Origin of the sequence: Streptomyces sp. NPDC085524, assembly GCF_044541755.1 — a bacterium.
GTDB lineage: Bacteria > Actinomycetota > Actinomycetes > Streptomycetales > Streptomycetaceae > Streptomyces.
Genome location: NZ_JBITTH010000002.1, coordinates 325688 through 348699 on the forward strand (window position 1 = coordinate 325688; position 23012 = coordinate 348699).

Below are 23012 nucleotides of genomic sequence, written 5' to 3' on the forward strand. Positions count from 1 at the left end.
CAGACTGCTGTCGGTGTCACGGCGGGCGCGAGTTTGCCGGGGCGCTGACTCCGGCGGAACACGGGGCTGCCTCGCCTCGGGTTGTGGAGCCCGGCCACCCTCACCTGCTGGACCGTCCATTTGGTCACGCTCGTCCGCGGCGGTCGTCGTTGCGGGTCATGTGGGTGATCAGGGCCGAGAGGGCGGAGGTCGCGGCGAAGGTGCCTCCCATGACCATGACCACGCCCAGAGCGAAGAGGCCGCTGGAGTCGTCCGACCAGTCGTAGGCGCAGGCAACGGTCAGACCGGCCGTCACGCCGAGAACGGCGCTCGTGGCGTGACCGCGGAGGGTCGCCCAGGCCACGGCGGCCGACAGGGTCAGGACCAGCCCGATCACCTGCCACGCCTCGTAGGGGCCGGTCACCGAGCCATCGGGGTGCACGTCGCGGTGCTGGTCCCAGCCCAGCCAGCCGGCCCATGCAGAGACGGCGACGACGAACAGGAGCAGGACAGGGGTGGGATTCAGTCGCTTCGGGCGCATGACCCAAGCGTTGCGGTCGCCGAGGGGGAACGGGAAGGGCGCGGGTACTCACCTTCCGCGTGCGGCGGACGAGTACGGCGGTGTCGGCGGCGGCCAGCGGGTCTTCGGGAGCGGTGGAGACCTCGTACTGCCCGGTCTCGTACTCGGGATGGATCTGCAGCACGTCGATTGCCTGGAGGGTGAGGGCTTCGACGATGGCGAGGAGGTAGGGACCCGATTCGGCGAGACGGGCCATACCGTACGCGGGCCCGGGGCCGGTACGGTCCGGCTGCGCCGGCGGCTGCCTTGGAGGGTTGGGTACGGCGGAGGCTAAGGCGGCCACCGTCCATTCGGTTTCGAAGCCCATCTGCAGTGTGAGGCCCCTGTCATGGGTTTGCCGCACCATGCGGGCGGCGAAGGTGCGGTGACAGCCCGCCTGTGGCTGCCCGTCTTGGCCGAACCGGTTGACCGGTGCCCAGGCCCATCCGGGCTGAGCGGCGAGCGCGGTCAGTCGGCCGTAATCGGGCATGAGGCGCATGATCCGGCACAGTGGCTGCCGCCGTCGCCGGATGCGTTGTGCCGGTACGGGGCAGAGTGGACCGCGACCAAGCTCCGCTGGGGGCTCGCGGCCGACGAGGTGGAGCGGGACTGGACATCGCGGCTGGATGCGACGGCACCGAGGTGGAGTTCACCCCCGCCCCGTAGCGCTGGGCAGGCCGAGGGCCGCAGCGCCTCGCGGGGCGGCGGCCCTCGGGCATGCTGCGAGGTCCGGTACCCGGGTGTGGGCCCTGTGTCGTGCCTCGGGGTGGGAATCGGCGTCCAGCGTCGGAGGTCTGCTCGTGGGAGCCGGCCGCGTCGAAGACCCGCCGCCCCCGGTTGTCGAGCGCGAACGCGGTGGGGTGGTCGCCGCGGCGGGCGGCGGCGTGGGCCTTGCCGTAGATGGCGTTGAGCCGCCCGAGCGAGGGCCGTTCGGCCAGGGCCAGGGCCTGTTCGGCGCGGACGTCGGCGACCCCGAGGGACGCGCCCTCGTATCCGAGGGCGATGGCGGCCCGCCCGCGCACCCACACCCGGGCAGCCGGGTCCCCGAACTGATCGGCGGCGGTGGCGGGCGGGTGTGCAGGGGGCCTTTGGTCATGCCCGGATCTCGTTGACGAGCATGCGCAGGTCGGGGGCGAGCCTGGCGGGTCAAGGCGTGAGGGGTGCGAGCACCTGATTGTGGGTGTGTTGGTAGATCACAGACGTACGAAATCCGACGACTTCGCGGCGCTCGGTGAACTTGTCCATGAGGAAGCCATGGAGGTAGTCAACGCTTGGTACGGAGACGTGCACGATCATGTCGTCGCCGCCTGTGACGACATAAACCGTGCTGACCTCAGGCAGGGCAGCGGCATAGGTCTTGAACGCCTCGATGACCGCCCGGCTGAGGGGGCGGATCTGAAAGTGGATCAGCGCCTGGACGTGACGGTTCAGGGCGGCCGAGTCGACAGCGGCGTGGTAGCCGGTGATGACCCCGCGGGCGCGCAGTGCACGGATGCGTTCCAGGCAGGTCGACGGGGCGATGCCGAGGGTGCGGGCGAGGTCGCGGTTGGTCTGCCGTGCATCGCGCTGCAGATGCCGGACGATCGCCGAATCAAGTTCGTCCATGCGGCGAGTATGACCCCCTGCGCCGAATTCTATTCGCCTGATAGCCCCTAGCCTTGTCGGAACGGCTAGCTTCACGGCATGACAGTCGCACTTGAGCAAGCTCTGTCCCTCAACATCCCGAATCCATCACACGAGTTGGTACAGGTCGTACGCGGCAGCCGCAGCGGACTCGCGATCGCCGTCGCGATCCACTCGACCGCTCTCGGTCCGGCAGCCGGTGGGTGCCGGATCGCCCACTACGCCGACCCTGCCGCCGCGATCGCTGACGCGCTGCGGCTGGCGGCAGCGATGACCGAGAAGAACGCGCTGGCCGGCCTGGAACACGGCGGCGCAAAGGCAGTCGTCGCCCTCCCGACCGCAGCCCGGCCCGCCGGAGGGGAGCGCACGGCACTCCTCCACGACCTCGGCGACGCGATCGAATCGCTCGGCGGCCGCTACATCGCAGGCCCGGACGTGGGAAGCAACCCGGCCGACATGGCCGTGATCGGCGAACGCACCACGCACCTCTGCTGCCGCCCCGTCGAGGTCGGCGGCAGTGGCGACTCCTCCCTCCACACCGCGCGCGGCACTCTGGCTGCCCTGAGCGCGGTGGCCGAAGAGGCCTTCGGGTCACCGGATCTCGCCGGCCGGACCTTCGGGGTGATCGGCCTCGGTGCGGTCGGCGCCCACGTCGCCCGGCTCCTGGACCGGGCCGGGGCACGGCTCGTCGTGACCGACGTCAACCCAGCCACACGCAGCCTGGCCGAGGAACTGGGCGCGACCTGGGTGGATCCGGCCGACGCCCTCACCGCAGAGGTCGACATCCTCGTGCCGGCCGCGCTCGGCGGCCTGCTGACCGCCCGCACGGTGCCGATGCTGCGGTGCACCGCCATCGCTGGCCCGGCCAACAATCAACTTGACGAACCGGCCACCGCCAACCTCCTTGCGGCACGGGACATCCTCTGGGCGCCGGACGTAGTCGTCAGCTCCGGCGGAGTCATCCACGCCACCGGTGTCGAACTGCGCCACGAATCCGAGGAACTGCTGACCGAGCGCATCGAGGGCATAGCCGCCACCCTCCGGCAGGTCTTCCACAGGGCCCGCACCCACCGGACCACGCCCGCGATCGCGGCCAGGCAACTCGCCGAGCAACGGGTGCGCCAGGTACCTCGCACCCGACTCGCACCGCAGCGCTGCCCCTGACCTTGCGGGCTGCCGGGCCGATGGGGTCCGAGCCGCCGACATCCCACGCGACAACAAAAGGAGTGGTGACAACATGGCGAACCACTGGGGCGGAGTGACCATCGACTGCATCGACGTGGAACGGGTGGCGGCCTTCTGGAGCGTCCTCCTTGACCGCCAGAGGGGGCCGTCCCAGCCTGGCTGGGTATACCTCGGCCACCGCGGCGACCCACAGCCCCGCCTCGTCTTCCAGCCTGTCACAGAGCCGAAACACGGCAAGGCGCGCCTGCACCTCGACGTCGTGGTCGACGACATCGACCAGGGCATCGCCCAGGTCGTCGCCCTCGGCGGCCGGTTCACCGGCGAACGCCACGACTACGACGAGGGCGTGGTCGTCGTGATGGCCGATCCCGAAGAACACGAATTCTGCCTGTCCCAGTACTACTGACCCGCGCCGTGGTGACGGGTTATGGGCTGCTGTCGCAGGCCCGTGCGTAGGATCCGCGGACATGGGAGCGAGCAGATGGTCGTACTTCACGCCTTTCCGGCACCGTGAGCAGGATGCATTGGACGATCTTCGCGAGGCGGTCTTCGCCCAGGAGGCCGAGTACTACCGGGAAGCAGGGATCGAGACGCTGGCCGCACTGACGGCGAGCGGTTGGCTGGAGGAGGAGCCAGCGCATTCCGTGCTGGACGTCGAGCGCGTGGTCCGTTGCGAGGAACACATGGAGGAACCTGGTGACGTGAGGGTGGTCGAAACGGCGGAAGTCGTCGAACTGTTCGGGACGGCACATCCCGGACGGGAGGTCGTCGAGCAGGCGCTGAAGCGGGCCGGAGACGGCTGGTTCCCTCCGTTCGACCGAGGCTCCGGCTGCTGCACGATCGTTTACGAAGACGACAGCCGCCCGGCAGAACTGTGCTTCTGGGGCTCCACCGGAGACTGATCCGGGGCCACAGGGTCAGAGTGCGCCTGCACCGGGCGGCCAGTTCACTTCTCTCCAGCTCGGCGGCCCGCTTCCCGGACATGCTCCCGGCCCTGGGCGCGTGGTGTCGGTCGGACAGCCGCCACGCCCGTACGTCTGCGCGGCGTGGCGGAAATCGGTTCGAGGAAGCGATGGAGGCGCTTGTTACGGAGCTGTATGCGCATTCGGCGCACAGCACCGGCTGTCGTGAATGAGCTGCTTATCTGGCTGAGAAATCCTTTTTGCGATACGGGCAGGGCTGTTCCGGCTTGGCAGGCGGACGGCGTCAACTGGCTATTGACGCTTGCGGCATGCAAGGGAGAGTTGCGGATATGTCCGCATTGGGAAACGGGCGTCATGGGTTGTGGCGGTTGGTGGCGGGTGCGGGCCAGAGTGTGGGCCCTCGGCAGGACGCCGGGAACCGCACGGAGCCCGCCCGGCCGGCACGAGGCCGGGCCGGCTGATCGTTGAAGGAGTCATCTGCGTGTCAGCTTCCCTCGCCACCCGCCGCACCGTCGCCGCAGTCCTGGCCGCCGGCGCACTGATCGGGGCGGCCGCTGTTCCGGCCGTCGCCCACGACGACGACCGGCGTGACCACCGCGGCGCGTACGCCTCGATCGTCATCGGCGACGTCCAGCACGGCAGCCGCGGACGCGACAACCGCGCCCTGAACCGCGAGTGGGTCGAGGTGAAGAACACCGGCCGCCACTCCGTCAACCTCCACGGCTTCACCCTCACCGACCGTGACGGCAACCGCTACCGCTTCGCCGGGCTCCGGCTCGAGGGACACTCCCGCGTCAAGGTCCACACCGGCCAGGGCCGCGACACCCACCGCGACGTCTACCAGGACCGCCGCCACCAGATCTGGGACGAGCGCGACACCGCCACCCTCCGCGACGACCGCGGCCGCGTCGTCGACACCGAGACCTGGGGCCGCCACGGACACCGCGACCCCCGCTGATCCGGCCCGGCAGCCACACCGTCGGGGACCGTGACTGCCGGCCACCAGCAGCAGCGGCGTGCCGCGGCAAGCAGCCGCGGCCCGGCGGCCCGGCCGGCTCGGATCACGCCCCCGTCGGCCTGGCCGTCCCCCGTGTTCGACGGGGACGGGCCCGGCTCCGGCGGGCCCCCACCGCCGCTGCAGGCGGTGCCCAGAGCCGATGTGGAAGCAGTCGATGCAGGAAGGTTTTTCGTGGAGCCATGGCACTGTGATCCGTCCGAGGTCACGATCCCTCAGTCGGACCTGGACCCCTACCGTTTCCCCGGCGCAGACACCGACCTGCCGACCAACCACGCTGCCCCGGCGCAGAGACGTCCAGGTGACACGGACTGGCAGTGTTCTTCTGCTGGGGAGGGTCATGCGGCGGCTCACGGGCCGCTGTCCGACCCACGGCCGGCCTGGTCCATTACGCCCATGGACCGTCGGAGACTGGACTTGCAGGCGGCCCTGACCGCCGCCGGCATTTCTCCACTCCCCGGTGACCTGGAAGCCATCTACATCCTGTCGTCGCTCGACGACGAAACCCACGCAGCCCTCGTCCGCTGGATCACCCAAACCCGCCGGGCTCCGCGTGCGTGGACCGTATAGACCGCTCTGCCACCGTGACATGGTCTGTCCACCGGCCTCGAGTCCGTGCCCGCGGGCGCTGGTGCGATCGCCTTCCGCGTCTCCACGCCGGTCCTGGTGTCGTGGCGGTGGTGCTGGTGGCGGCCCGGCTGTCCCTGGTGCGTACACCAAACGGTGCAGCCGGCCGGACGACGACACCATCCGGGGTACGAGCGGATGTCCGCATCGGGACGACGCGGCCGCTCCCGTCCCCTCCGTAGGTTCTGGATCACCGGAACGACACCGAGGAGGACGGCATGACGGCGACGAACACGGCACCGGCGGCGGGAGTACGGGCTCCGCTCATCCTGATCGGCACCGGGGCTTCGGCGATGGCAGCGGTGGAGATGCTCAACCCGGGGTACGACCTGGTGAGCGAGACCCTGAGCCGGTACGTGCACGGCACGGCCGGCTGGCTGCTCCCGGCGGCACTGCTGGCCGTTGGGGCCGCCTCCGCCGGCCTCGCGGTACGGCTGGGCGCCGCCACCCGGAGGGCAGGTAGGGCCGCGCTCGTGGTGTGGGCGGCCGGCATTCTGGTCGCGGCCCTCTTCCCTGCTGACCCGCCCGGTCACTGGAGCCGCCCCTCCTTGTCCGAACTCGTACACGGCAGCGCCGCCTTCCTCGCCTTCGCTGCCCTGCCGGCCGCCGCTGTGTTGCTGCGCGGGACGCTCGTGGCCCGGCGGACGGACCTGCGCACGGCGCTGAACGCCTCCACTCTTGCCTCGGTCGCTGCCACGGCGGTGCTTGCGGTCTTCCTGATCGACGTGATGGACGGCGGTCCGTCGCTGGGATGGGGCGGCGCCCCCACGCTCGTCGGTCTTGTCGAACGCCTCGTGCTCGCCGTCGACTTGGGGTGGATTGCGCTCGCCCTGGCCGCGACGCGCCCCCGCGACGAGGACGGGTGGGGCCCTCGTGCATGATCGGCGCATGGACCGACCCCCCGTCCCCGCCCCTGCCGGCCCCCGCGTGGCGCGGCTGATCGACGGGCTCCTCGCGGCCGGCACCGTCGTCGCGGTCCTGGCAGGCACCGCCCGGTTCGGCGGCCGATTGGATGCTGCGGGAGCCTTGCCGCTGGCCCTGTGGCTGGGCCTGCTCCTTCTGGCGCGCCGCCGGTGGCCGCTGGCCGTGCTGCTGCTGAGTGTGCAAGCCGTGGTTGTCTTCCGTACCTCGGGACTCACCGACGGCGGCTGGGTGTGGCCGGTCTCGGCCGCCTACGCCACTCTGGCCTCCGACGACCGGCCCGGCCGCCCCGGCCTTCCGTGGGCAGCCGGCGTCGGGCTCGCCGGACTGGCCTTCGCCGCGGCCTATGAAACATCGGCCAAGGGCGCCACCCCGCGGGAGGTCCTCGTCTCCCTGGGGGCCGAGGCGCTGTGGCTGGCGGTGCTCCTCGCCGCCGCGACCGCCTACCGCAACCGGCTGCGCTGGCGCGGCGAACTCGACGAGCGCCTGCTGCGGGCCGCGCGGGAACGGGACGCGGAGACCGGCCGACGGATCGCGGAGGCCCGCCTCGACATCGCCCGCGAACTGCACGACGTCGTCGGGCACACCCTCACCGTTGTCGGGATCCAGCTCCGGGTCGCGGCCGAGGCCCTGGACGACTCACCGCAGGAGGCGCGGGTCGCGCTCACTGCCGCCCAGCAGGTCCGTACCGAGGCCGTACGGGACCTCCGCGCACTCGTACACGTGCTGCGCGCGCCCGGGGAGGCCCCGAAAGGCCCGGCGGCCGGGGTCCCCGAGGTCGCCGCGCTCGTCGACCGGATGCGCTCGGCGGAGCTGGACATACGGCTGGAGACGGCCGGCGACCTCGCCGCCGTCCCCGCACCAGTTTCCCTCGCCGTCCACCGCATCGTCCAGGAGTCGCTCACCAACACGGCCCGCCACGCGGCGGCGTCACGGGCCGACATCACCGTCCGGCTCGTCCACGGGCGGGTGGAGGTGAGCGTCACCGACAACGGCCGGTCCGCCGCGCAGACGCCCGGGGCGGTCGGGCACGGGGTGCGCGGGATGGACGAACGGGTCCGCGCACTCGGCGGCGACTTCTCCGCCGGACCGCACAACCAGGGCGACGGATGGCTCGTGCGAGCCGCCATCCCCGTGCCAGGCTTCCACTCATGACGATCAAGGTGCTCCTCGCCGACGACCAGGCCCTGGTGAGGGCCGGATTCAGCAGTCTTCTCGCCCGGGCCGAGGACATCGAGGTGGTGGGTGAGGCGGGGACGGGTGACGAGGCGGTCCGGTCCGTCCGCGCCGTCCGCCCCGACGTCGTCCTGATGGACATCCGCATGCCCGGCACGGACGGACTCACTGCCACCCGGATGATCGTCGAAGACCCTGAACTGGCCGACTGCCGGGTCATCGTCCTCACCACCTTCGAGACCGACGAGTACGTCTTCGCGGCCCTGCGTGCGGGCGCGAGCGGCTTCCTCACCAAGGAGATCGAACCGGACGACCTGCGCCACGCGGTCCGGGCAGTGGCAGCCGGCGACGCGCTGCTCTCACCGAGCGCGACCCGACGGGTGATCGAACAGTTCGCGCACCGCCCGGCAGCGCCCACCGACACCGCCGAACGACTCGCCGTGCTCACCGCGCGGGAACTCGAGGTGACCCGCCTGATCGCAACCGGCCTGTCCAACGACCAGATCGCCGCACAGCTCTTCATAAGCCCGCTCACCGCCAAGACCCACGTCACCCGCGCGATCGCAAAGCTCGGCGTCCGCGACCGAGCCCAACTGGTGATCCTCGCCTACGAGACGGGCCTAGTCCGCGTCGGCGGCTAGGTACAGAACTCCCGGACGTTGGTTGCACATGGGTCTCCGACCGTGACGGAGATCTGCCGTGCCCCTTCGCCGACTGCTTCTACAAGTGGCACTGGCGCTACCAGGAAGAAGGCATCGAAGGGCTGCGCGACCGCCCCAGCGCACCGCACCACAGCCCGAACGCCACCGACGCCGACATCGTGGACAAGATCGCCTGTCTTCGGCAGGACTACCACTTCGGTCCGATGAAGATCGAGATGTACCTCAAGTGGTACCACGACATCGACATCGCCTGTTGCGCCGTTTACCGCATCCTCAAACGGCTGGGCCTGAACCGGCTGCTCCGGCAGACGCACACCTAGCGCCCTGGTGGTCGCGCCGGACGGCCTGTGGCTGGCGGCCCGTGACGTTGCGGGAGCGCTCTGGCTGCTTGAACTGGCACCGCCGAGCAGCCTCCTGAGCGCCGACCTCGTGGGTCTCCTTCCCGCCGCCGGTGGGAGGGTGGTGGAGGTGAGCGGCGAGGGGTGGGCCGCCGCATCGGGCGCTCTTGATGAGCCACCTGCTGGCCGTACGCGGGGACTTTGGGTTGCCCGCGGTCACCATGCGGGTGGGCGGCGCCGAGCTGCCGGCAGGCTGTCGGACGGCGACACCGGCACTCGGGGGGAGGGTGTGGACGGCAGTGGAACCGGACGGCGCGCTACGGCTACGGCTCTGGGGGAGGGGGGAAGCCGCCGAGACGGCCGTGCTGTGGCTGCGGACGCCGTGGGCGGAGCGCGCCGTACCGGCCGGGGAGATCACCTTCGGCCTCCGGGTGGCTTCCGCGGTTCTTGTCGGCCAGGTCGGTGTGGTCCGACCGCCCGCCGGCTGGCCGGCCTCCGCCTGACGTCCCGAGCTCTTGCGGCATGGCCGACGACCTCTGCGATTACGCCCCCGGAAGCGCAGACGGGGGCGAGCGCCCCTTCGGAGCAACATCGGGCCCGGATGGGGGGCTTCCCCTGGGCTCCACGTGCCGACGGGTGGTCTCGCGCCTAGCGTGTTGGCCGAACGGAAGTAACGCGTAGCCCGGTGTGCCGTGGGTCCGGACCGACTCTCGGCGCGCGGGTGCCGGCACGGGGGGTGGCGCAGGCCACCATGTACCGCCCGGTGCGCGCCTTCGCCATCACCCCCACTCTCCGGGAGTTCGGCATGTCCCGTATCACCATCAACGGCGTGACAGTGGACCCGCTTGCCCAGGCCCACGAGCTGGAAACCGCCTCGCTGGTGTCGGAGGACGCCACCGCGTCCAACTACCTATTGGTCCAGACCACACACCCACCCACAGCCGAGGAGAAGGAAGAACTCGCGGCGCTCGGGGTGGTGATCCACGAATACGTTCCGGACGATACCTATCTGTGCGGCTTCCGGCCCACGGATCTGGACGCCGTGCGAGCCCTGCCCTTCGTGGCCTGGGCGGACGTGTACTTCAAGGGCTTCAAGATCGGCCAGTCGCTCCGGTCGGCGCGGCTGCGTACGGGGCTCGCCGAGCTGGTCGCGCCCATGGACGGTGCGGCGAGTCCCGAGGTCCGCACCGTCGACGTCGTCCTGCACGAGGACGTCCAAGCGAGCGAGGACGGGCTGCGGGACCGGATCGCGGCGGCAGCCGGTGGCAGCGTCGGCGGCGTACGACCCGAGCGCGGCAAGATCCGCATGACGGTCCGCGACGAGGACCTGGCCGCCCTGGCCGCGCTCGACGAGGTGAAGGAGATCGAGGAAGTCCCTGAGCGGGTGCTGTACAACACCGTGGCGGGGAACCTCATGCACGCCCACGTGTCACTCAACGGCACGAAGTTCCGGGGCGAGGGCCAGATCGTGTGCGTCGCCGACACGGGGTTCGACAAGGGGTCCACCACCAATGTGCACCCCGCCTTCACCGGCCGGGTCAAGCGCCTCGTCGCTCTGGGCCGTACGAGTCCCGCGCGGACGGACGATCCCGACGGGCACGGCACCCATGTGGCGGGCTCGGTCCTCGGCGACGGGACGTCTGCGTCGATGGGCACCGTCACCGGCACGGCCCCCGAAGCGAGACTGGTCCTCCAGTCCGTGATGACCGAGGACGGCCTGCTCCGCGGCATCCCCGACAACCTGCTCGACCTGTTCGAGCCGCCCTTCCTGGAGGACGGGGCGCGGATCCACACCAACTCGTGGGGCCCGGTCGAGCCCGGCCTGCCCTACAACCAGGCCGCGTTCGAGGCCGATCAGATGGTGTGGCAGAACAAGGACTTCGTCATCCTCTTCGCCGCGGGCAACAGCGGCGAGGACCGGGACGGAGACGGCCTCATCAACCTGAGGTCGGTCAGCGGGGAGAGCGGGGCCAAGAACATCATCACCGTGGGCGCCAGCGAGGGCGACCGCCCCCAGATCCCCACCACGTACGACCAGCTGAGGGGCGGGCTGTCCCGTTTCCCCGCCGCACCCATCCACGGCGATCGGATGGCGGACAACCCCGCCGGGATGGCGGCCTTCAGCAGCCGCGGCCCGACCCAGGAAGGCCGGATCGCGCCCACGGTCGTCGCTCCCGGCACGCTCATCCTCTCAGCGCGCTCGCGCGTGTCACCCAACGGCCAGCCAAGCTTCTCCACGGACCCGGACTACGTGTTCGAGAGCGGCACCAGCATGGCCACCCCGCTGGTCGCCGGATGTGTGGCGGTGCTGCGCGAGACGCTGGTGAAGAACGGCACGCCCAAGCCCAGCGCGGCGCTCATCAAGGCCATGCTGATCAACGGTGCCGACGAGCTGAAGGGCCAGTACGTCCCCACCGAGGCGGGCCCTTCCCCCAACAACAACTCGGGCTTCGGCATCGTCAACCTCCGACAGGCCGTCGTCCTGCCGACCGACGCCGGCCGGGCGGGCTTCACCGACGCCAAGGAGCTGGACCAGGGAGAAGAGCGGGTCTTCCACATCACGGTCCCGCAAGGGGCGACCCGCCTGAAGGTCACCCTCGTTTGGACGGACCCCCCTGGCAAGGCCCTGCAGAACGACCTCGATCTGATCGTCCGGGCGGGCGGTCAGGAACGCCACGGCAACATGGGCACGGGTTCCGGTTTCGACCGTGTCAACAACATCGAGCAGGTCAACTGGCAGAGCATCCCGGCCGGCGAGGCCGAGGTCGTCGTCAGGGCCTTCCGGATCACCCAGTTCGCCCAGCCGTACGCCGTCGCCTGGCGCGTTCTCTGACGGATACGACTGGTTCGGGCCGGTTCGGACAGCGTGGTGCGAGCACTCAGCGTGATGAATTGCTACGCTAGGTAACTGCATGCGCCCGCTGTGTCACGCTTACGAGAGGTGCCCCCATGCCCTTCTCCGCGCCCGGACTGGCCGACGATCTGCCCCTCGCGCTGCTCGACCTGTGGAACAAGGCGATCGACCGCCAGTTCCGCCAACAGGAGACGCAGCAGGGAAGCAGGTACTTCACCCTGGAGCCCGAGAACCCCGCCACCGCCCAACGCGTACCGGTCACCTGGTTCGGCAACCCGGCCGAGCCCGGGTTCTGCCTTGATGAGACCACCGCCCGCGCACTCTCCGACTGGGGAGTCCGCGGGCGGCGCGCTCTGCACAACGAGTACTGCGAATACGCGGTGATCACCGCGACCGACAGCGAGGGCCGGGTCCGCCCCAAGCGGGTCCAGATCACCACCGAGCTGCCCGAGTACTACCTGATGCTGGCGGAGCACGACCCCGAACGGCTGCGCGGGATCATCACCGGGATGCTCGGCTCCGAGCCCCGCTGGCAGGAACTGTACGGCCCTGCGGTCGCCGACCCCGGGCAGCTCGACCCGACCGGACGCCGGGTGGCGTTCGCCCGCCAGCTGACCGGCAACGGATTCCACGAGGACCTCGTCGAGGCGGGGGTCCCGCCGGAACCGGCCGGATCCCTCAACGCGGTGAACGCGCTGTTCATGGCCCACCCCATCAACGGCCTCGACGACCTGCTCTACATCGTCATGTTCGGTGCCCGTCCCTACGCCCGGCGGACCGCCGGGGGCGGCCTGGAACCGGCCGGGCGTGACCAGATCTTCGGTCAGCAGCCCGGGCTCGCCGCCCTTGCCTGCCGCCACGCCGATCCCGCCGCCGCGCTCGCCGCGGCCGGTGCCGCCTTCCAGGGCCGGACCGTGTCCTTCGCGGACCCGCTGGGCATGTACATCCACCAGTTCACTTCGGAGGTGTTCCTCTTCGACGGCGGCCCCGTACCCGACCCGTGGATTCGCCTGGGCCGGGGGCAGCAGGGACTGCACCAGCGGCTGGAGTTCGGACCGCGGGACGAGGACCCGCACTTCCTCGACGAAATCACGATGGTGGAGGGTGACACGGAGGAGCCGGTCACCGGTGGTTACCAAGTTGCCCGCCAGGTGCAGGTGGGCCCGGTTGTTGCCCTGGGCCCGGGGCGGACCGTACCGCAGCAGGACTTCGTGGAACTGCCGGACTCACCCGCGCCGATCCGCTGCCGGGACGCGAGCGTGTGCCAGAACGTTGTGGCGCCGCTGAAGGAGGCGTTCGACCAAGCCCATCAGCCGCCCGCTTCGCCCGTCGGCTCGCGCGGTGTGCGCGGCGTACGGTGAGCACTCTTCAGGCCGGCATCTACCACGGTCCCGGCCGGCGCCCGCCCGCCCACTTCGCACTGGTCTTCCTGCGGGCCGACCCCGAGGCCGACGCACACGCCGTGGACCGCGCCCTCCGCTCGGTGAACGCCATGCTGCGCGACCTCGCCGAGGGCCGGGTCGCCGAGTTGCCCGGGCATCCCGTGGACGCCGGGAACCTGGAAGTCCTGCTCGGTTTCGGGCCCAAGGCCTTTGACGTCCCCGGCGCGAAACTGGCGTGCCCGGCAGGGCTCGAACCGCGCCTGCGGTTCCGCTCCCCGCGTCCCACGGGAGGCGGGCCGCTGCTGGTCGGCAGCGGACTGCCGTACGCACCGGACATCGTGCGCAACGACGCCACAGAGGAGTTCTGCCTCCAGCTCACCGCCGGCACCCAGCTCGCCGTGTCGCGCGCCGTCGTGGAGCTGTGGAAGCTGCTGCGCGGCGACCGCGACCCCGACACCCGGGCGGCGGTCCTGGAGATCGCGGGAGTCCACACGGGCTTCCAGCGAGAGGACGGGCGCAGCTGGATCGGCTTCCACGACGGCGTGTCCAACCTCCGCAGCAGGGACCGGGAAGGGGTCGTCGCCATCGGGGAGGCCGACGCGGGCCAGGACACCTGGACCGTCGGCGGCACCTACCTGGTGTTCCTGCGGATCGCCGTGGACCTCGACCATTGGCACACCCTCCCGCGGGCGGCGCAGGAATTGCTGGTCGGCCGGGACAAGCTCACCGGAGCCCCGCTGACCGGCGTCGACGCGGCGGGTCGGCCCGTGCCGGCCCCGGGCTGCCCGGTCGCCGGGACCACGGAGGTGACCGAGACGGGCAACGAGGAGTTCCTGCAGCCGGCACCCGTCTCCGAGCCGGTGCTGGCCGCCTCCCACGTGCACCGGGCCAACCTGACCGGTGACGCGGATCCGGGGCAGCCCGGCTCGCTGCGCGTGTTCCGGCAGGGTTATGAGTTCTTCGAGACGGTGCCCGCCGCGCCCGGTTTCCGGGTGGGGCTGAACTTCGTCGGCTTCCAGGACAGCCCCGACCGGACACTGCGCGTTCTCACCCAGCGCGGCTGGCTGGGCGGCGTCAACTTCGGCGGACCGCCCGGGCCGGGGGCGTCGGCCGAGCGGCTGCTGTCCGTCAGGGCCGGCGGTACGTACCTGGTCCCGCCGGTGCGCGACGCCGCCCCCTACCCGGGGGCCGAGGTCTTCGGCTGAACCGGCCCTTCCACCGAGCAACGGAGACACGCGATGATCGAACGGATCTGGCTCCACCCGCCCCTCGCCTTCGCGCGGCTGGGCCCGTCCCCCACCCCTTGTCCCAACTACCATTATGGCCGGAGCGACCTGTCGCCCCGGGGCACGGGCAAGACCACCGTGGTGCCCGCACCCACCCTCGAAGTCTCCGAGGACGGCACCCTGACGGAGCGTCGACCCGACGCGGGCGAGCGCGTCCGGTTCAAGGACGTCAACGGCTTCCGGCCCATCTGCCCCTTCTTCGAACTGCACGGTACCTGGACCTCGGCCGACGGGGAGCGCCACACCGGTGAGCCGGTCACCGTCGCGGTCCTCGCCGAGTTCGGCCTCGGCCTGGCCGACGTGCGGTGGACGGTGGACGTCGCCAACCTCAAGGCGCACCAGTGCACCGGCTCGCCCGGTGACCGGATCGAAGCCGCCGTCGAACTGCTGGGTGACGACCACCGGCCGCACCCGCTGGAAGGGCGGGCGCCCGAGGGGGTGGCCCTGCCCCTCGTACCGCCGGGGCGCCATGTGCCGCTCGGCTCCGTCCAGTTGCCTCGGCCGGGCGGCGGCTTCCCCGAGCTGCGGCTGCGCTTCACCCCGGCCACCGGCGCGGTGTACGGCCCCACCAACCTCGGGGACCGTACCGAGAGGTACCTCCTGCCCCCGGAACGGCTGTTCCTGGCGCCGGACGCGGCTTGGTGCAAGTTCACCCTCTCCAATGCCACCGACTCCCGGACCAATCCGGAAGGGCTGTTCGCCGGATCGACGCCCTTGGACGGCGGTGTCTGCCTCGGCCTCGTCGACGACGTGTGCGACGGCCTCGTCGGCGTCACGCTCGGCGGCCTGACCGCACGCGCCAGGATCGTCGTCACCCCGCCGGACTTCGCGCCCGACCGGCGGCCCTTCACGTCCCTCGCCGACGGGCTGGCGGACCGGGTCAAGAGGGCCGAGGTGAGCGACCCGGCGTACATCGACGCGGACCCCGAACGGACGGCGCTGGAGGTGCGCGACCTGTTCGAACGGGTCCTGGAGACCATGGACTCGGTCAACGTCGACGCCCAGAACGACCGCGCGACCCGAGAGAATGTGCGCACGGCCCGGCGCCTGGGCCTGTCCGAGGACGAGGCCCGCGCACGCACCTTCAGCCCGCCGGATCCGCTGCCTGGGGTGGTGCTCGGCCTCACCGAGCGCGGCCGCCGGCGGCACCGCCGGTTCGTGGCACTGGAGTTCCTGGAGGACCTGTTCCGGGAACAGCCCGATCTCTTCCGGCGGATCGTCCGGGACCCCGTGGACGAGTCGGAGTGGTACGACCAGCGCATGCCGGTAGCGGTGCGCGGCTCCGACGCCTACCCCATGCACCTGACGCGCCGCCAGTACGACCTCCTGTCGGCCTGGGTCCGGTCGCTGCGGGAGAACGTGGAGGAGGGCACGTGACCGTCCTGTTGCAGATCGGGCGCCGCCCGCCGGAACCGGAACCGCAACCGGAATCGGAGGCACAGCCGCAGCCGGGGTCCGGGCCTCTCGGCCTCGGCGCCGAGACCCGGGTCTTCCGCAGCGCCCACGGCGCCCACTTGTTCGTCGCCGACGGCAGCCGGATCTACGATCTGCCGGAGGCCACCGCAGCCCGTCTCGAACACTGGGCCGCGCGTGCGCACGACCCCGCGCAGGACACCGCTCTCGCCGCCGGCCTGGGCCTTCCCGTGTGGGGCGTCGGGCCCCGACCGACCGCCCCGCGCATCGACGGTACCCCGGCCGAGGTACCGCCCCTGTCCTCGCTGTCGCTCAACGTGATGCAGGCCTGCAACCTCAGCTGCGGCCATTGCTATGCCGACGAGGGCCGCTTCGGCGGCGCTGCCCGGGCCATGTCCCGCGAGACCGCGTTCGCCGCTGTGGACCGCCTCCTCTCCGAAGCCGCGGCCGGAGCCCCGGTGGTGGTCGGCTTCATGGGCGGCGAGCCCCTCCTCGCCCGGGACCTGATCCACGAGGTGGTCCGGTACGCGGTCCGGGAGGGCGAGGGCAGTGGGCACCCGGTCCGCTTCGCGCTCACCACCAACCTGACGACTGTCCGGCCCGCCGACGCCGAGCTCTTCGCGGCGCATCCCTTCACCGTCGCCGTCAGCCTGGACGGCGACCGCGCCGGACACGACGCGCTGCGGCGGGCACCCGGCGGTGGCAGCGCGTACGACCGGCTGCACGCGGGTCTCGCCGTGCTGGACCGGCACGGGCGTCCCCGGCACCTGTCGGCGCGGGTCAGCGTGACGCCGTACACGGGCCGGCTGCCGGACATCTTGGAGCACGGGATCGGGCTGGGCTTCGACGAGGTCGGCTTCGCGGCGGTGGTCAGCGCACCGGATCCGGCCTACGAGATCGACGCCGGCGCCTTCGGCAGGTTCCTCGACGGAATGGTCGAGTGCGGTGAGTCCGCACTCCGGGAGCTGTCGGCGGGCCGCCCCTACCCGTTCGGGAACTTCCAGACCGCTATGTACGAGCTTCACACCGGCGGGCACCGCCCCTACCCGTGCGGGGCCGGCGCCGGCTATCTGAGCGCCTCCGCCGAGGGCGGCCTGTACGCCTGCCACCGGCTGGTCGACGACCCGGCCTTCGCCATGGGCTCGCTGGCCACCGGTCCCGACCGGTCGGCCCGGGAGCGGCACTTGGCCGCCCGGCACGTGGACCGGCAGGAGCCGTGCCGGTCCTGCTGGGCCCGCTATCTGTGCGGCGGCGGCTGCTACCACGAGGTCGCCCGGCGCGGCCGGCCCGGCTGCGACTACATCCGCGGCTGGCTCGACTTCTGCCTCCGCGCCTATGTCGAGCTCATGCAGGAAGCACCGGAGTTCTTCGCCCTTTCACCCGTATCAGACCTGCCGAGCCACCCCGCCGCGCTGGCCCGCTGACCCAAGGAGCCGACCATGAACCAGCCGATCCCGGGAGACGCCGGCCTCTCCGCGCCCGAGGGGAAGATCTTCCCCCGCAACCTCACCGCCCGCGCCGCCCACGTGGTCCGCGGCAACCCGTCGGGCTCCCGCCCCGAGAGCGGTGTCGACAACTGCTTTCCCGGGCTGGAGTTCGACCAGCGCAACCTCGACAAGGCGTTCTTCCCCGGCCTCACCGTGGACTTCCACCACGACACCGGATCCCGCCTGCTCGCCGTGACTGGCGGCGTCGCCGGCGATCAGGGCATGACCGACGCCGACCTGGGAGACCCCTCGGGAGAGGACGAACAGAGGCTGTACCTGTGGGCCGTATGCGGTCGCACCACCGTGGACCAGGAGGAGGGCGAGGCGCCTGTCTTCCACGCGGTCGACCTGGACGGCCCGGGGTTGTGGCGGCGGGTTCACGACCTGCTGCCAGGGACCATCTCCATCGTCGTCGGCAGGGGTTCCGGCCGGCGATCGCCCGGCGCCTTCTGGGTTCCCGACGGCCTCAACAGCTGGCGGACGGAGGGCCGGAGCGCGGTGCAGCGTACCGACGACGGCACGCTGGAAGTAGCCATCCTGACCGGCGAGCGGGCCCGCTATCTGGACGAGGACGGCGTCATCGACCCGATGGTGTACCAGCCCGGCGACCTCACCCGCAGCCTGTGCGCGCCCTGGCAGTACGACTTCCGCGAGTGCGGCTGCTACTACTGGGCCGCTTCCAAACCGGACATCTCCTCCACATCCGGCGGCGAGTACCGCAACCTCAACTTCCAGCGCCGCGATCGCACCACCGTGCCGCCCGCCCCGGACCTGCCCACCATCCTGGAACGCGGCCCGCTGGAACTCGACCACCCCGATCTGATCATGAACTGGAACGTGCTGCCCGTGGTGCTCAACGGCCGCGAGGACGACGCCCTGGGCGTACCGGCCCCGCTCGACCTGGAGAGGATGCCCCGGCAGAAGGTCATCGAGGAGATCACCCGCCTCGCCACCGTGGAACACGCGCTCTGTCTCGAATACCTGTACGCCCACTACTCGCTCGACGCCCCACTGTCCCTGCCGGAGGACACGCCCGAGGACGTCCCGGTCCGGCGGATCTTCGCAGCCGCCCAGGAGGTCTTCGCGGTGGCCGAGGACGAGATGCGCCATCTGCGGTGGGTCAACGAGATCCTCGGCGTGCTGGGCGTCCCACTCCAACTCGACCCGCCCACCGAGCACTTCGTCATCCAGCGCCAGACCGGACGCACCTTCAAGCTGGAGCGGCTCACGGCAGAGCAGTTGGAGTGGTTCATTGCCGTGGAGAAGCCGAGTGCCCAACTCGACCCGGACGGCATCGACGGGATGTACGTGCGGCTGCACCAGACCATCTTGAACCATCCGGAGGACTTCCCGCAGGCCGACCGGCTGGCCCACCTGATCAAGCTCATCATCGACGAGGGCGACGACCACTACCACCGGTTCATGGCGGTCCAGGGGCACCTGGCCGGCCTCGACCCGGACAGCTACCTGCGTCCTCTGGAGCCCTCGGTCGATCCACTGGACACCGAGCTGCTCCGCCTGGCGGACCTCAACTACGCCATGGTGCTGGGGGCGTTGCGCGCCACGCTGGAGCTGGGTGACAGTGCGGGCGGGCTGCGCAGGGAGCAGGCGGTACGGTCCATGCGGAACCTGCACGAGCTCAACCACAGCCTCGCCGGCCGCGGAGTGGCCCCGCGCTTCGGCGCGCCCGCCCCTGAGTTCGCTCTGTCGCGGTCGAACGGCCATGCTCCGCAGGCCGTCGCGCGCGCCGTCAACGGAGTCCTGCAGTCGCTCCGTTCGCTGGGCGACGGCAGCCTCCAAGAGCTGATGGACCGGCAAGAGGAGGGAGCGCGCGCCCTGGTCGCGGCGTTCAGCCTGCGATGACGACGCGGGTGTTGGAGCCGCCTTCCACCCCCTCCGCGTCCGCGACGGTCGTGATCGCCGGCACCGGACTGGCCGAACTGACCTGCGCCTGGCTGCTGCTGGCCCGCGGGCACCGGGTGAGCATCCGGTCGGCCGGTCCGGCGGCCGGCGCGCGCCCGCTGCTGCTCAACGAGCCCACGCTGGACCTGCTGCACGCGCTCTGGGGCGGCGAACCCGTGTCGGACTGCCATCGCCTGGCCCACCGCCAGGTCGTCTGGGGGCCCGGGGGAGGGGCGACGGGACGGCGGCTCCCCCAGCCGGCCGTCGTGGTGGACGGCGCCCGACTCGCCGAACGTCTCCTGGGCCGCCTCTCCGTCCGTTACCCCGACGCGCTCCGCGAGGCGCCCGGCATCCCGCGGTGGACGGTCACGGCTGCCGGGCCTCCCGACCACTGGACGGCGGGGCGCCGCCACCTCCTGGCAGGGGAGGCCCCTCTGGCCCCCGACGCTGACGGGACGACCGCGCTGCTGGTCTGCACCGACCTTGCCTGGCTGCACCTGACTCCGCTGGGCGGCGGGCGCGCACTGCTCCAAGCCATGATCCCCGGCCCCGCCGCCCGCCCCGCCGAACTGCTGGAACGGCTCCTCGCCGACTCGGCCCTGTCCCCGGTCCTGCTCCATGCCCCCGCCGCGGTCGTGTCCCTGCCCGCCGCTCCGCGTCTGCACCGCACCCCGGCCGCGCCCGGACGGCTCCTGGTGGGCGCCGGCGCGATCCGCTTCGACCCGCTCAGCGGCACCGGCACGGCCCAGGCCTTGCGGACTGCCCTGCTCGCCACGGCCACCGTCCACGCAGAGGCCACCGGAACACCGCTGGATCCCCTGCTCACCCACTATGCCACCCGCCTGCGCACCGCCTTCAACGACCACCTCACCACCTGCGCCCGGCTCTATCCGCAGGCCTTCACCTCTCCTGCGTGGCAACACGAGCTCGAAGCCTGCTGGGCGCGGTGAACCGGGGCCGGTCCGTCAAGTGCCGGGCATCCACGTTCATCACAGAAATCCGCAGCCCGCCCCGCCAAGCCCGTCGCGGCGGCCCAGACCGGGCCCCAACCCGACGGGCCCACAGGGCGGCACCGCCGACGGCCGCATCGTCCTAACGGACCGCCGACGGCCATGGCCTGAGCGGCTCCTCAACGACGCCACCCACTCCTCGGTCAGCAGGCTGTAGGACACGGATGATGACGACCAGGGCAGACGGCTGCTCCGGATCGGCCGGAAGGGCGCTGGGCCAGTGGTTACCTGGCGGCGGGCCCAGATGGTGTTGCTGTCCGCCCGGCGCATGCCCCTGGTGCAACAACCACCGACAGTACGCCAACAGCCGATCCCCGACCTCGTCGGTCAGCAGCGCGGCCTGTTCACCGATGTCCAGCAGGTGCAACCAGGTGCGATTGCTGAATTGATGCCGCTGCCCATACCTCGCCCAACTGTGTGAAGCGATTCCCGCAACGGCCCCGCCACCAGCGAAGAGATCCACACCCATGGCTATGTTCGCTTCGGTTTGTCCGACCGAAAGGCTCCACATGGACGAGCAGATTGTGCAGGTGAAGATTCATCCGGCGATCGGTATCGCCAGGGTCGGCAACAGTTCCGGGACGCCGTTCATCGGCCCCGAGTCACCGCACCAGAAACCGTTTCCCCCCGGTTCCCACAAGGACGCCTCCGGAGCGGTCATCAAGCAGGCGGCTCGATTCCGGGTCTACGGCTACGACCGGGCGGGCGAGGTCGTCCGCGAGCTGAAGCTCGGCGAGTCCGACGTGACTGAGATCCGCTGGTCGGTACACCTCGCTAACAAGAAGGCCGCCTGGTATCGCTTCCACATCCCGCTCGACATCCCCGAAGCGGTATCCCTCACGTCGGAACAGCGAGGCAGGCGAAACGCCGGCGTGACCGGCGCCGAGCGCCGCAAACTCGTCATCGACCCTGGCGTCCGCACCGTCCGCGCCTCGCTGGACGAGGTGGGCACCTTCGACACCGGCACAATCATGGGCCGCAAGGTCCCGCTCGGGAGCATCTCCACCGAAACCACCGGCCGGCTGCTGGTCGTCGGCGGCAACGGGAAGTCGGCCTCGTACACCACGCCCGAGAAGCCGATCACCGGCGTCACCAACAACGACACCTGGTACGACGACGTCTCCGACGGTCCCGTGACCGCGGAGGTCACGATCGGCGGGCAGACGAGGAAGGCGACGCCGGCCTGGGTCGTGGTGGCCCCGCCGCACTACGCACCCGGTGTCAAGACCATCCGCACCCTCTACGACGTACTCCAGGATGTGTTCGCCACCGAGGAAACCCTGTCGGACGAGGACGTCGTCTCCTACGCCGACCACATCGAGCCGATTCTCAGCAGGTTCTGCGGACTCCAGTGGACCAACCACGGTTTCGCGACCCAATTCGGCTGGAAGGGCCCGCACGACTTCCTCGACCCCGCTTTGCGCGCACGCCTCGCCGACCCGGGTGGCAGCAGCCAGGAGCTGCGCCGCCAGGTTTACGTCCAGATGCGCGACTACGCACGGGACAGCACGTCACCACTGCCGTGGCCCTGGCTCTACGGCGACGCGATGTCCAGCGGCAAGGGCACGTCGGAACGGCAGCACATCAGGCTCTCCCCAACCCAAGACCGACTGCTCACCCGCTGGGCGGAGGGCCGATTCCAGCCCGGCCCGCTCCGCGAGCACCACGAAGACGTCGACGAAGCACCTGTCCAGGAGCAGCCGGCCCTGCTCGACCGGGCCGCGCTGGAGAACTGCGCGGCGGACGCCTTCCACCCAGGCTGCGAAGTCACCTGGCCCGTGCGGAGCAAGACCATGTACGCCGAGCCCCTTCGTATCCAGCACCGCGCACCGGGCAGCCCCGAGCGCGACTATGGCGCCGTTCTCAGCGACCAGCAGGTCAAGTCCGAGGACGGCCCGTTGCACGCGCAGGGCCCCGGAGACCTCACCCGATGGATGGCCGCGCCCTGGCAGTGCGATGCAGCCAGCTGCCGCTCCGGCTACCAAGTGCTGAGTGGTCTGGGACCGCGCTACAGCCCCTACCTGCCCACCTTCTGGCCCGCTCAGGTCCCCAACCACGTGCTGAAGCGGGAGGACTTCGACATCGTCAATGACCCGGGCGTTGACCTGGAGTCCAGAAAGCACGCCTTCGAACGGCGCGCCGTGTGGCTGCGCGGTCTCACCGGATCCGACTTCAACAAGCAGCGCCGCCAGATGATCGACGATTGGTCCGACTTCGGCATCGTGGAGACCCACCAGTACACGGCCGGCGACGGCAGGTTCCCGGAATCCATCCAGGTTGAGTCCGTTCCCGGCGAACGACTGCGAGGGGCGCCCGACCACGCCAACCTCGTCAACGTCCAGGTCCCGCAGGCCGCCAGCCCCCTGCTGGCGGCGGAGGCCGGCACTTGGAGCGGGGAGCTGCCGGCCGAACGGGTGGAGGCCGCCCTGGTGACCCAGGCCATCGCCGAGGCCATGCGCAGCACCGGCCACGACGAGGCGGCGATCGCCGCCGGCTATCTGGAGAAGCTCGACCCACTCCGCGAATTCCAGTGACCCGCCCGACGGCGACGCACGGCCCGCCACGCAACCACTACGACGTCGTGGTCGCGGGCGGCGGCCCAGCCGGTTGTGTGGCCGCCCACCCTGTCCAGAGCAGGCCGTACGGTACTTCTCGCCGACTCGGCGACCG

The 23012-nt window shown here is 71.0% G+C and carries 19 protein-coding genes and 3 pseudogenes; 18 read left to right on the forward strand and 4 right to left on the reverse strand.

Going from position 1 to position 23012, the window contains the following annotated elements:
• Positions 1–124: 124 nt before the first annotated feature.
• The 4 genes and pseudogenes from ACIGFK_RS04280 to ACIGFK_RS04295 form a co-directional block, all read right to left on the reverse strand.
• Positions 125–520, reverse strand: a complete 396-nt coding sequence (locus tag ACIGFK_RS04280) for a hypothetical protein (RefSeq protein WP_376658359.1) — start codon at positions 518–520, stop codon at positions 125–127.
• A 112-nt stretch (positions 521–632) separates the two neighbouring features.
• Positions 633–1037: pseudogene (locus ACIGFK_RS04285) on the reverse strand (glutamine synthetase); the annotation flags it as partial.
• Positions 1038–1323: 286 nt separating this feature from the next.
• Positions 1324–1605: pseudogene (locus tag ACIGFK_RS04290) on the reverse strand (XRE family transcriptional regulator); the annotation flags it as partial.
• A gap of 79 nt (positions 1606–1684) precedes the next feature.
• The gene (locus tag ACIGFK_RS04295; RefSeq protein WP_376658360.1) at positions 1685–2143 is read right to left on the reverse strand and encodes an Lrp/AsnC family transcriptional regulator; all 459 of its coding nucleotides are present in this window, start codon (positions 2141–2143) and stop codon (positions 1685–1687) included.
• Positions 2144–2221: 78 nt separating this feature from the next.
• Here ACIGFK_RS04295 and ACIGFK_RS04300 point away from each other — a divergent pair, with 78 nt between their 5' ends.
• From ACIGFK_RS04300 to ACIGFK_RS04385, 18 genes and pseudogenes are all read left to right on the forward strand, one after another.
• Positions 2222–3325 (forward strand): Glu/Leu/Phe/Val dehydrogenase dimerization domain-containing protein, encoded by a 1104-nt coding sequence (locus ACIGFK_RS04300; protein WP_400050468.1) that lies wholly within the window; start codon positions 2222–2224, stop codon positions 3323–3325.
• Between the two features lie 73 nt (positions 3326–3398).
• Positions 3399–3752 carry a VOC family protein gene (locus ACIGFK_RS04305; RefSeq protein ID WP_386463780.1) on the forward strand — a complete coding sequence of 118 codons (354 nt, stop codon included), beginning with the start codon at positions 3399–3401 and terminating at the stop codon, positions 3750–3752.
• 61 nt (positions 3753–3813) lie between these two features.
• Positions 3814–4248, forward strand: coding sequence for a hypothetical protein (locus ACIGFK_RS04310; RefSeq protein WP_400050469.1), 435 nt, complete (start codon positions 3814–3816; stop codon positions 4246–4248).
• Positions 4249–4744: 496 nt separating this feature from the next.
• The gene (locus tag ACIGFK_RS04315; RefSeq protein WP_400050593.1) at positions 4745–5227 is read left to right on the forward strand and encodes a lamin tail domain-containing protein; all 483 of its coding nucleotides are present in this window, start codon (positions 4745–4747) and stop codon (positions 5225–5227) included.
• Positions 5228–5680: 453 nt separating this feature from the next.
• On the forward strand, positions 5681–5854 hold the full coding sequence (locus tag ACIGFK_RS04320; RefSeq protein WP_400050471.1) for a hypothetical protein: 174 nt from the start codon (positions 5681–5683) through the stop codon (positions 5852–5854).
• Positions 5855–6129: 275 nt separating this feature from the next.
• Positions 6130–6792, forward strand: coding sequence for a DUF998 domain-containing protein (locus ACIGFK_RS04325; RefSeq protein WP_386463784.1), 663 nt, complete (start codon positions 6130–6132; stop codon positions 6790–6792).
• Positions 6793–6799: 7 nt separating this feature from the next.
• The gene (locus ACIGFK_RS04330) at positions 6800–7987 is read left to right on the forward strand and encodes a sensor histidine kinase (protein WP_386463787.1); all 1188 of its coding nucleotides are present in this window, start codon (positions 6800–6802) and stop codon (positions 7985–7987) included.
• A complete protein-coding gene (locus ACIGFK_RS04335; protein WP_376658367.1) occupies positions 7984–8649 on the forward strand; it encodes a response regulator in 666 nt (221 codons plus the stop codon). Before ACIGFK_RS04330 ends, ACIGFK_RS04335 begins: the two co-directional genes overlap by 4 nt.
• 53 nt (positions 8650–8702) lie before the next feature.
• Positions 8703–8990 (forward strand): helix-turn-helix domain-containing protein, encoded by a 288-nt coding sequence (locus ACIGFK_RS04340; RefSeq protein ID WP_400050594.1) that lies wholly within the window; start codon positions 8703–8705, stop codon positions 8988–8990.
• A gap of 823 nt (positions 8991–9813) precedes the next feature.
• On the forward strand, positions 9814–11841 hold the full coding sequence (locus ACIGFK_RS04345) for a S8 family serine peptidase (protein WP_400050473.1): 2028 nt from the start codon (positions 9814–9816) through the stop codon (positions 11839–11841).
• A 116-nt stretch (positions 11842–11957) separates the two neighbouring features.
• A complete protein-coding gene (locus ACIGFK_RS04350) occupies positions 11958–13223 on the forward strand; it encodes a hypothetical protein (RefSeq protein WP_400050475.1) in 1266 nt (421 codons plus the stop codon).
• Complete coding sequence (locus ACIGFK_RS04355; protein WP_400050477.1) at positions 13220–14449, forward strand: Dyp-type peroxidase; 1230 nt, start codon at positions 13220–13222, stop codon at positions 14447–14449. The genes ACIGFK_RS04350 and ACIGFK_RS04355 overlap by 4 nt, the downstream gene beginning before the upstream one ends.
• Positions 14450–14482: 33 nt before the next feature.
• A complete protein-coding gene (locus ACIGFK_RS04360; protein WP_376658372.1) occupies positions 14483–15907 on the forward strand; it encodes a hypothetical protein in 1425 nt (474 codons plus the stop codon).
• On the forward strand, positions 15904–17367 hold the full coding sequence (locus ACIGFK_RS04365) for a radical SAM protein (RefSeq protein ID WP_400050479.1): 1464 nt from the start codon (positions 15904–15906) through the stop codon (positions 17365–17367). The genes ACIGFK_RS04360 and ACIGFK_RS04365 overlap by 4 nt, the downstream gene beginning before the upstream one ends.
• Before the next feature lie 15 nt (positions 17368–17382).
• On the forward strand, positions 17383–19293 hold the full coding sequence (locus ACIGFK_RS04370; protein ID WP_400050481.1) for a ferritin-like domain-containing protein: 1911 nt from the start codon (positions 17383–17385) through the stop codon (positions 19291–19293).
• Between the two features lie 8 nt (positions 19294–19301).
• Positions 19302–20282, forward strand: coding sequence for a hypothetical protein (locus ACIGFK_RS04375; RefSeq protein ID WP_400050482.1), 981 nt, complete (start codon positions 19302–19304; stop codon positions 20280–20282).
• A 247-nt stretch (positions 20283–20529) separates the two neighbouring features.
• Positions 20530–20625, forward strand: a pseudogene (locus tag ACIGFK_RS04380) (helix-turn-helix domain-containing protein); the annotation flags it as partial.
• Between the two features lie 226 nt (positions 20626–20851).
• A complete protein-coding gene (locus ACIGFK_RS04385; protein ID WP_400050484.1) occupies positions 20852–22876 on the forward strand; it encodes a LodA/GoxA family CTQ-dependent oxidase in 2025 nt (674 codons plus the stop codon).
• Positions 22877–23012 lie beyond the last annotated feature (136 nt).

Bases quoted from the DNA above. Each gene is read 5' to 3' on its own strand.
- ACIGFK_RS04280 (WP_376658359.1), bottom strand. From the start codon at position 520: ATGCGCCCGAAGCGACTGAATCCCACCCCTGTCCTGCTCCTGTTCGTC.
- ACIGFK_RS04295 (WP_376658360.1), bottom strand. From the start codon at position 2,143: ATGGACGAACTTGATTCGGCGATCGTCCGGCATCTGCAGCGCGATGCA.
- ACIGFK_RS04300 (WP_400050468.1), top strand. From the start codon at position 2,222: ATGACAGTCGCACTTGAGCAAGCTCTGTCCCTCAACATCCCGAATCCA.
- ACIGFK_RS04305 (WP_386463780.1), top strand. From the start codon at position 3,399: ATGGCGAACCACTGGGGCGGAGTGACCATCGACTGCATCGACGTGGAA.
- ACIGFK_RS04310 (WP_400050469.1), top strand. From the start codon at position 3,814: ATGGGAGCGAGCAGATGGTCGTACTTCACGCCTTTCCGGCACCGTGAG.
- ACIGFK_RS04320 (WP_400050471.1), top strand. From the start codon at position 5,681: ATGGACCGTCGGAGACTGGACTTGCAGGCGGCCCTGACCGCCGCCGGC.
- ACIGFK_RS04325 (WP_386463784.1), top strand. From the start codon at position 6,130: ATGACGGCGACGAACACGGCACCGGCGGCGGGAGTACGGGCTCCGCTC.
- ACIGFK_RS04330 (WP_386463787.1), top strand. From the start codon at position 6,800: ATGGACCGACCCCCCGTCCCCGCCCCTGCCGGCCCCCGCGTGGCGCGG.
- ACIGFK_RS04335 (WP_376658367.1), top strand. From the start codon at position 7,984: ATGACGATCAAGGTGCTCCTCGCCGACGACCAGGCCCTGGTGAGGGCC.
- ACIGFK_RS04345 (WP_400050473.1), top strand. From the start codon at position 9,814: ATGTCCCGTATCACCATCAACGGCGTGACAGTGGACCCGCTTGCCCAG.
- ACIGFK_RS04350 (WP_400050475.1), top strand. From the start codon at position 11,958: ATGCCCTTCTCCGCGCCCGGACTGGCCGACGATCTGCCCCTCGCGCTG.
- ACIGFK_RS04360 (WP_376658372.1), top strand. From the start codon at position 14,483: ATGATCGAACGGATCTGGCTCCACCCGCCCCTCGCCTTCGCGCGGCTG.
- ACIGFK_RS04370 (WP_400050481.1), top strand. From the start codon at position 17,383: ATGAACCAGCCGATCCCGGGAGACGCCGGCCTCTCCGCGCCCGAGGGG.
- ACIGFK_RS04385 (WP_400050484.1), top strand. From the start codon at position 20,852: ATGGACGAGCAGATTGTGCAGGTGAAGATTCATCCGGCGATCGGTATC.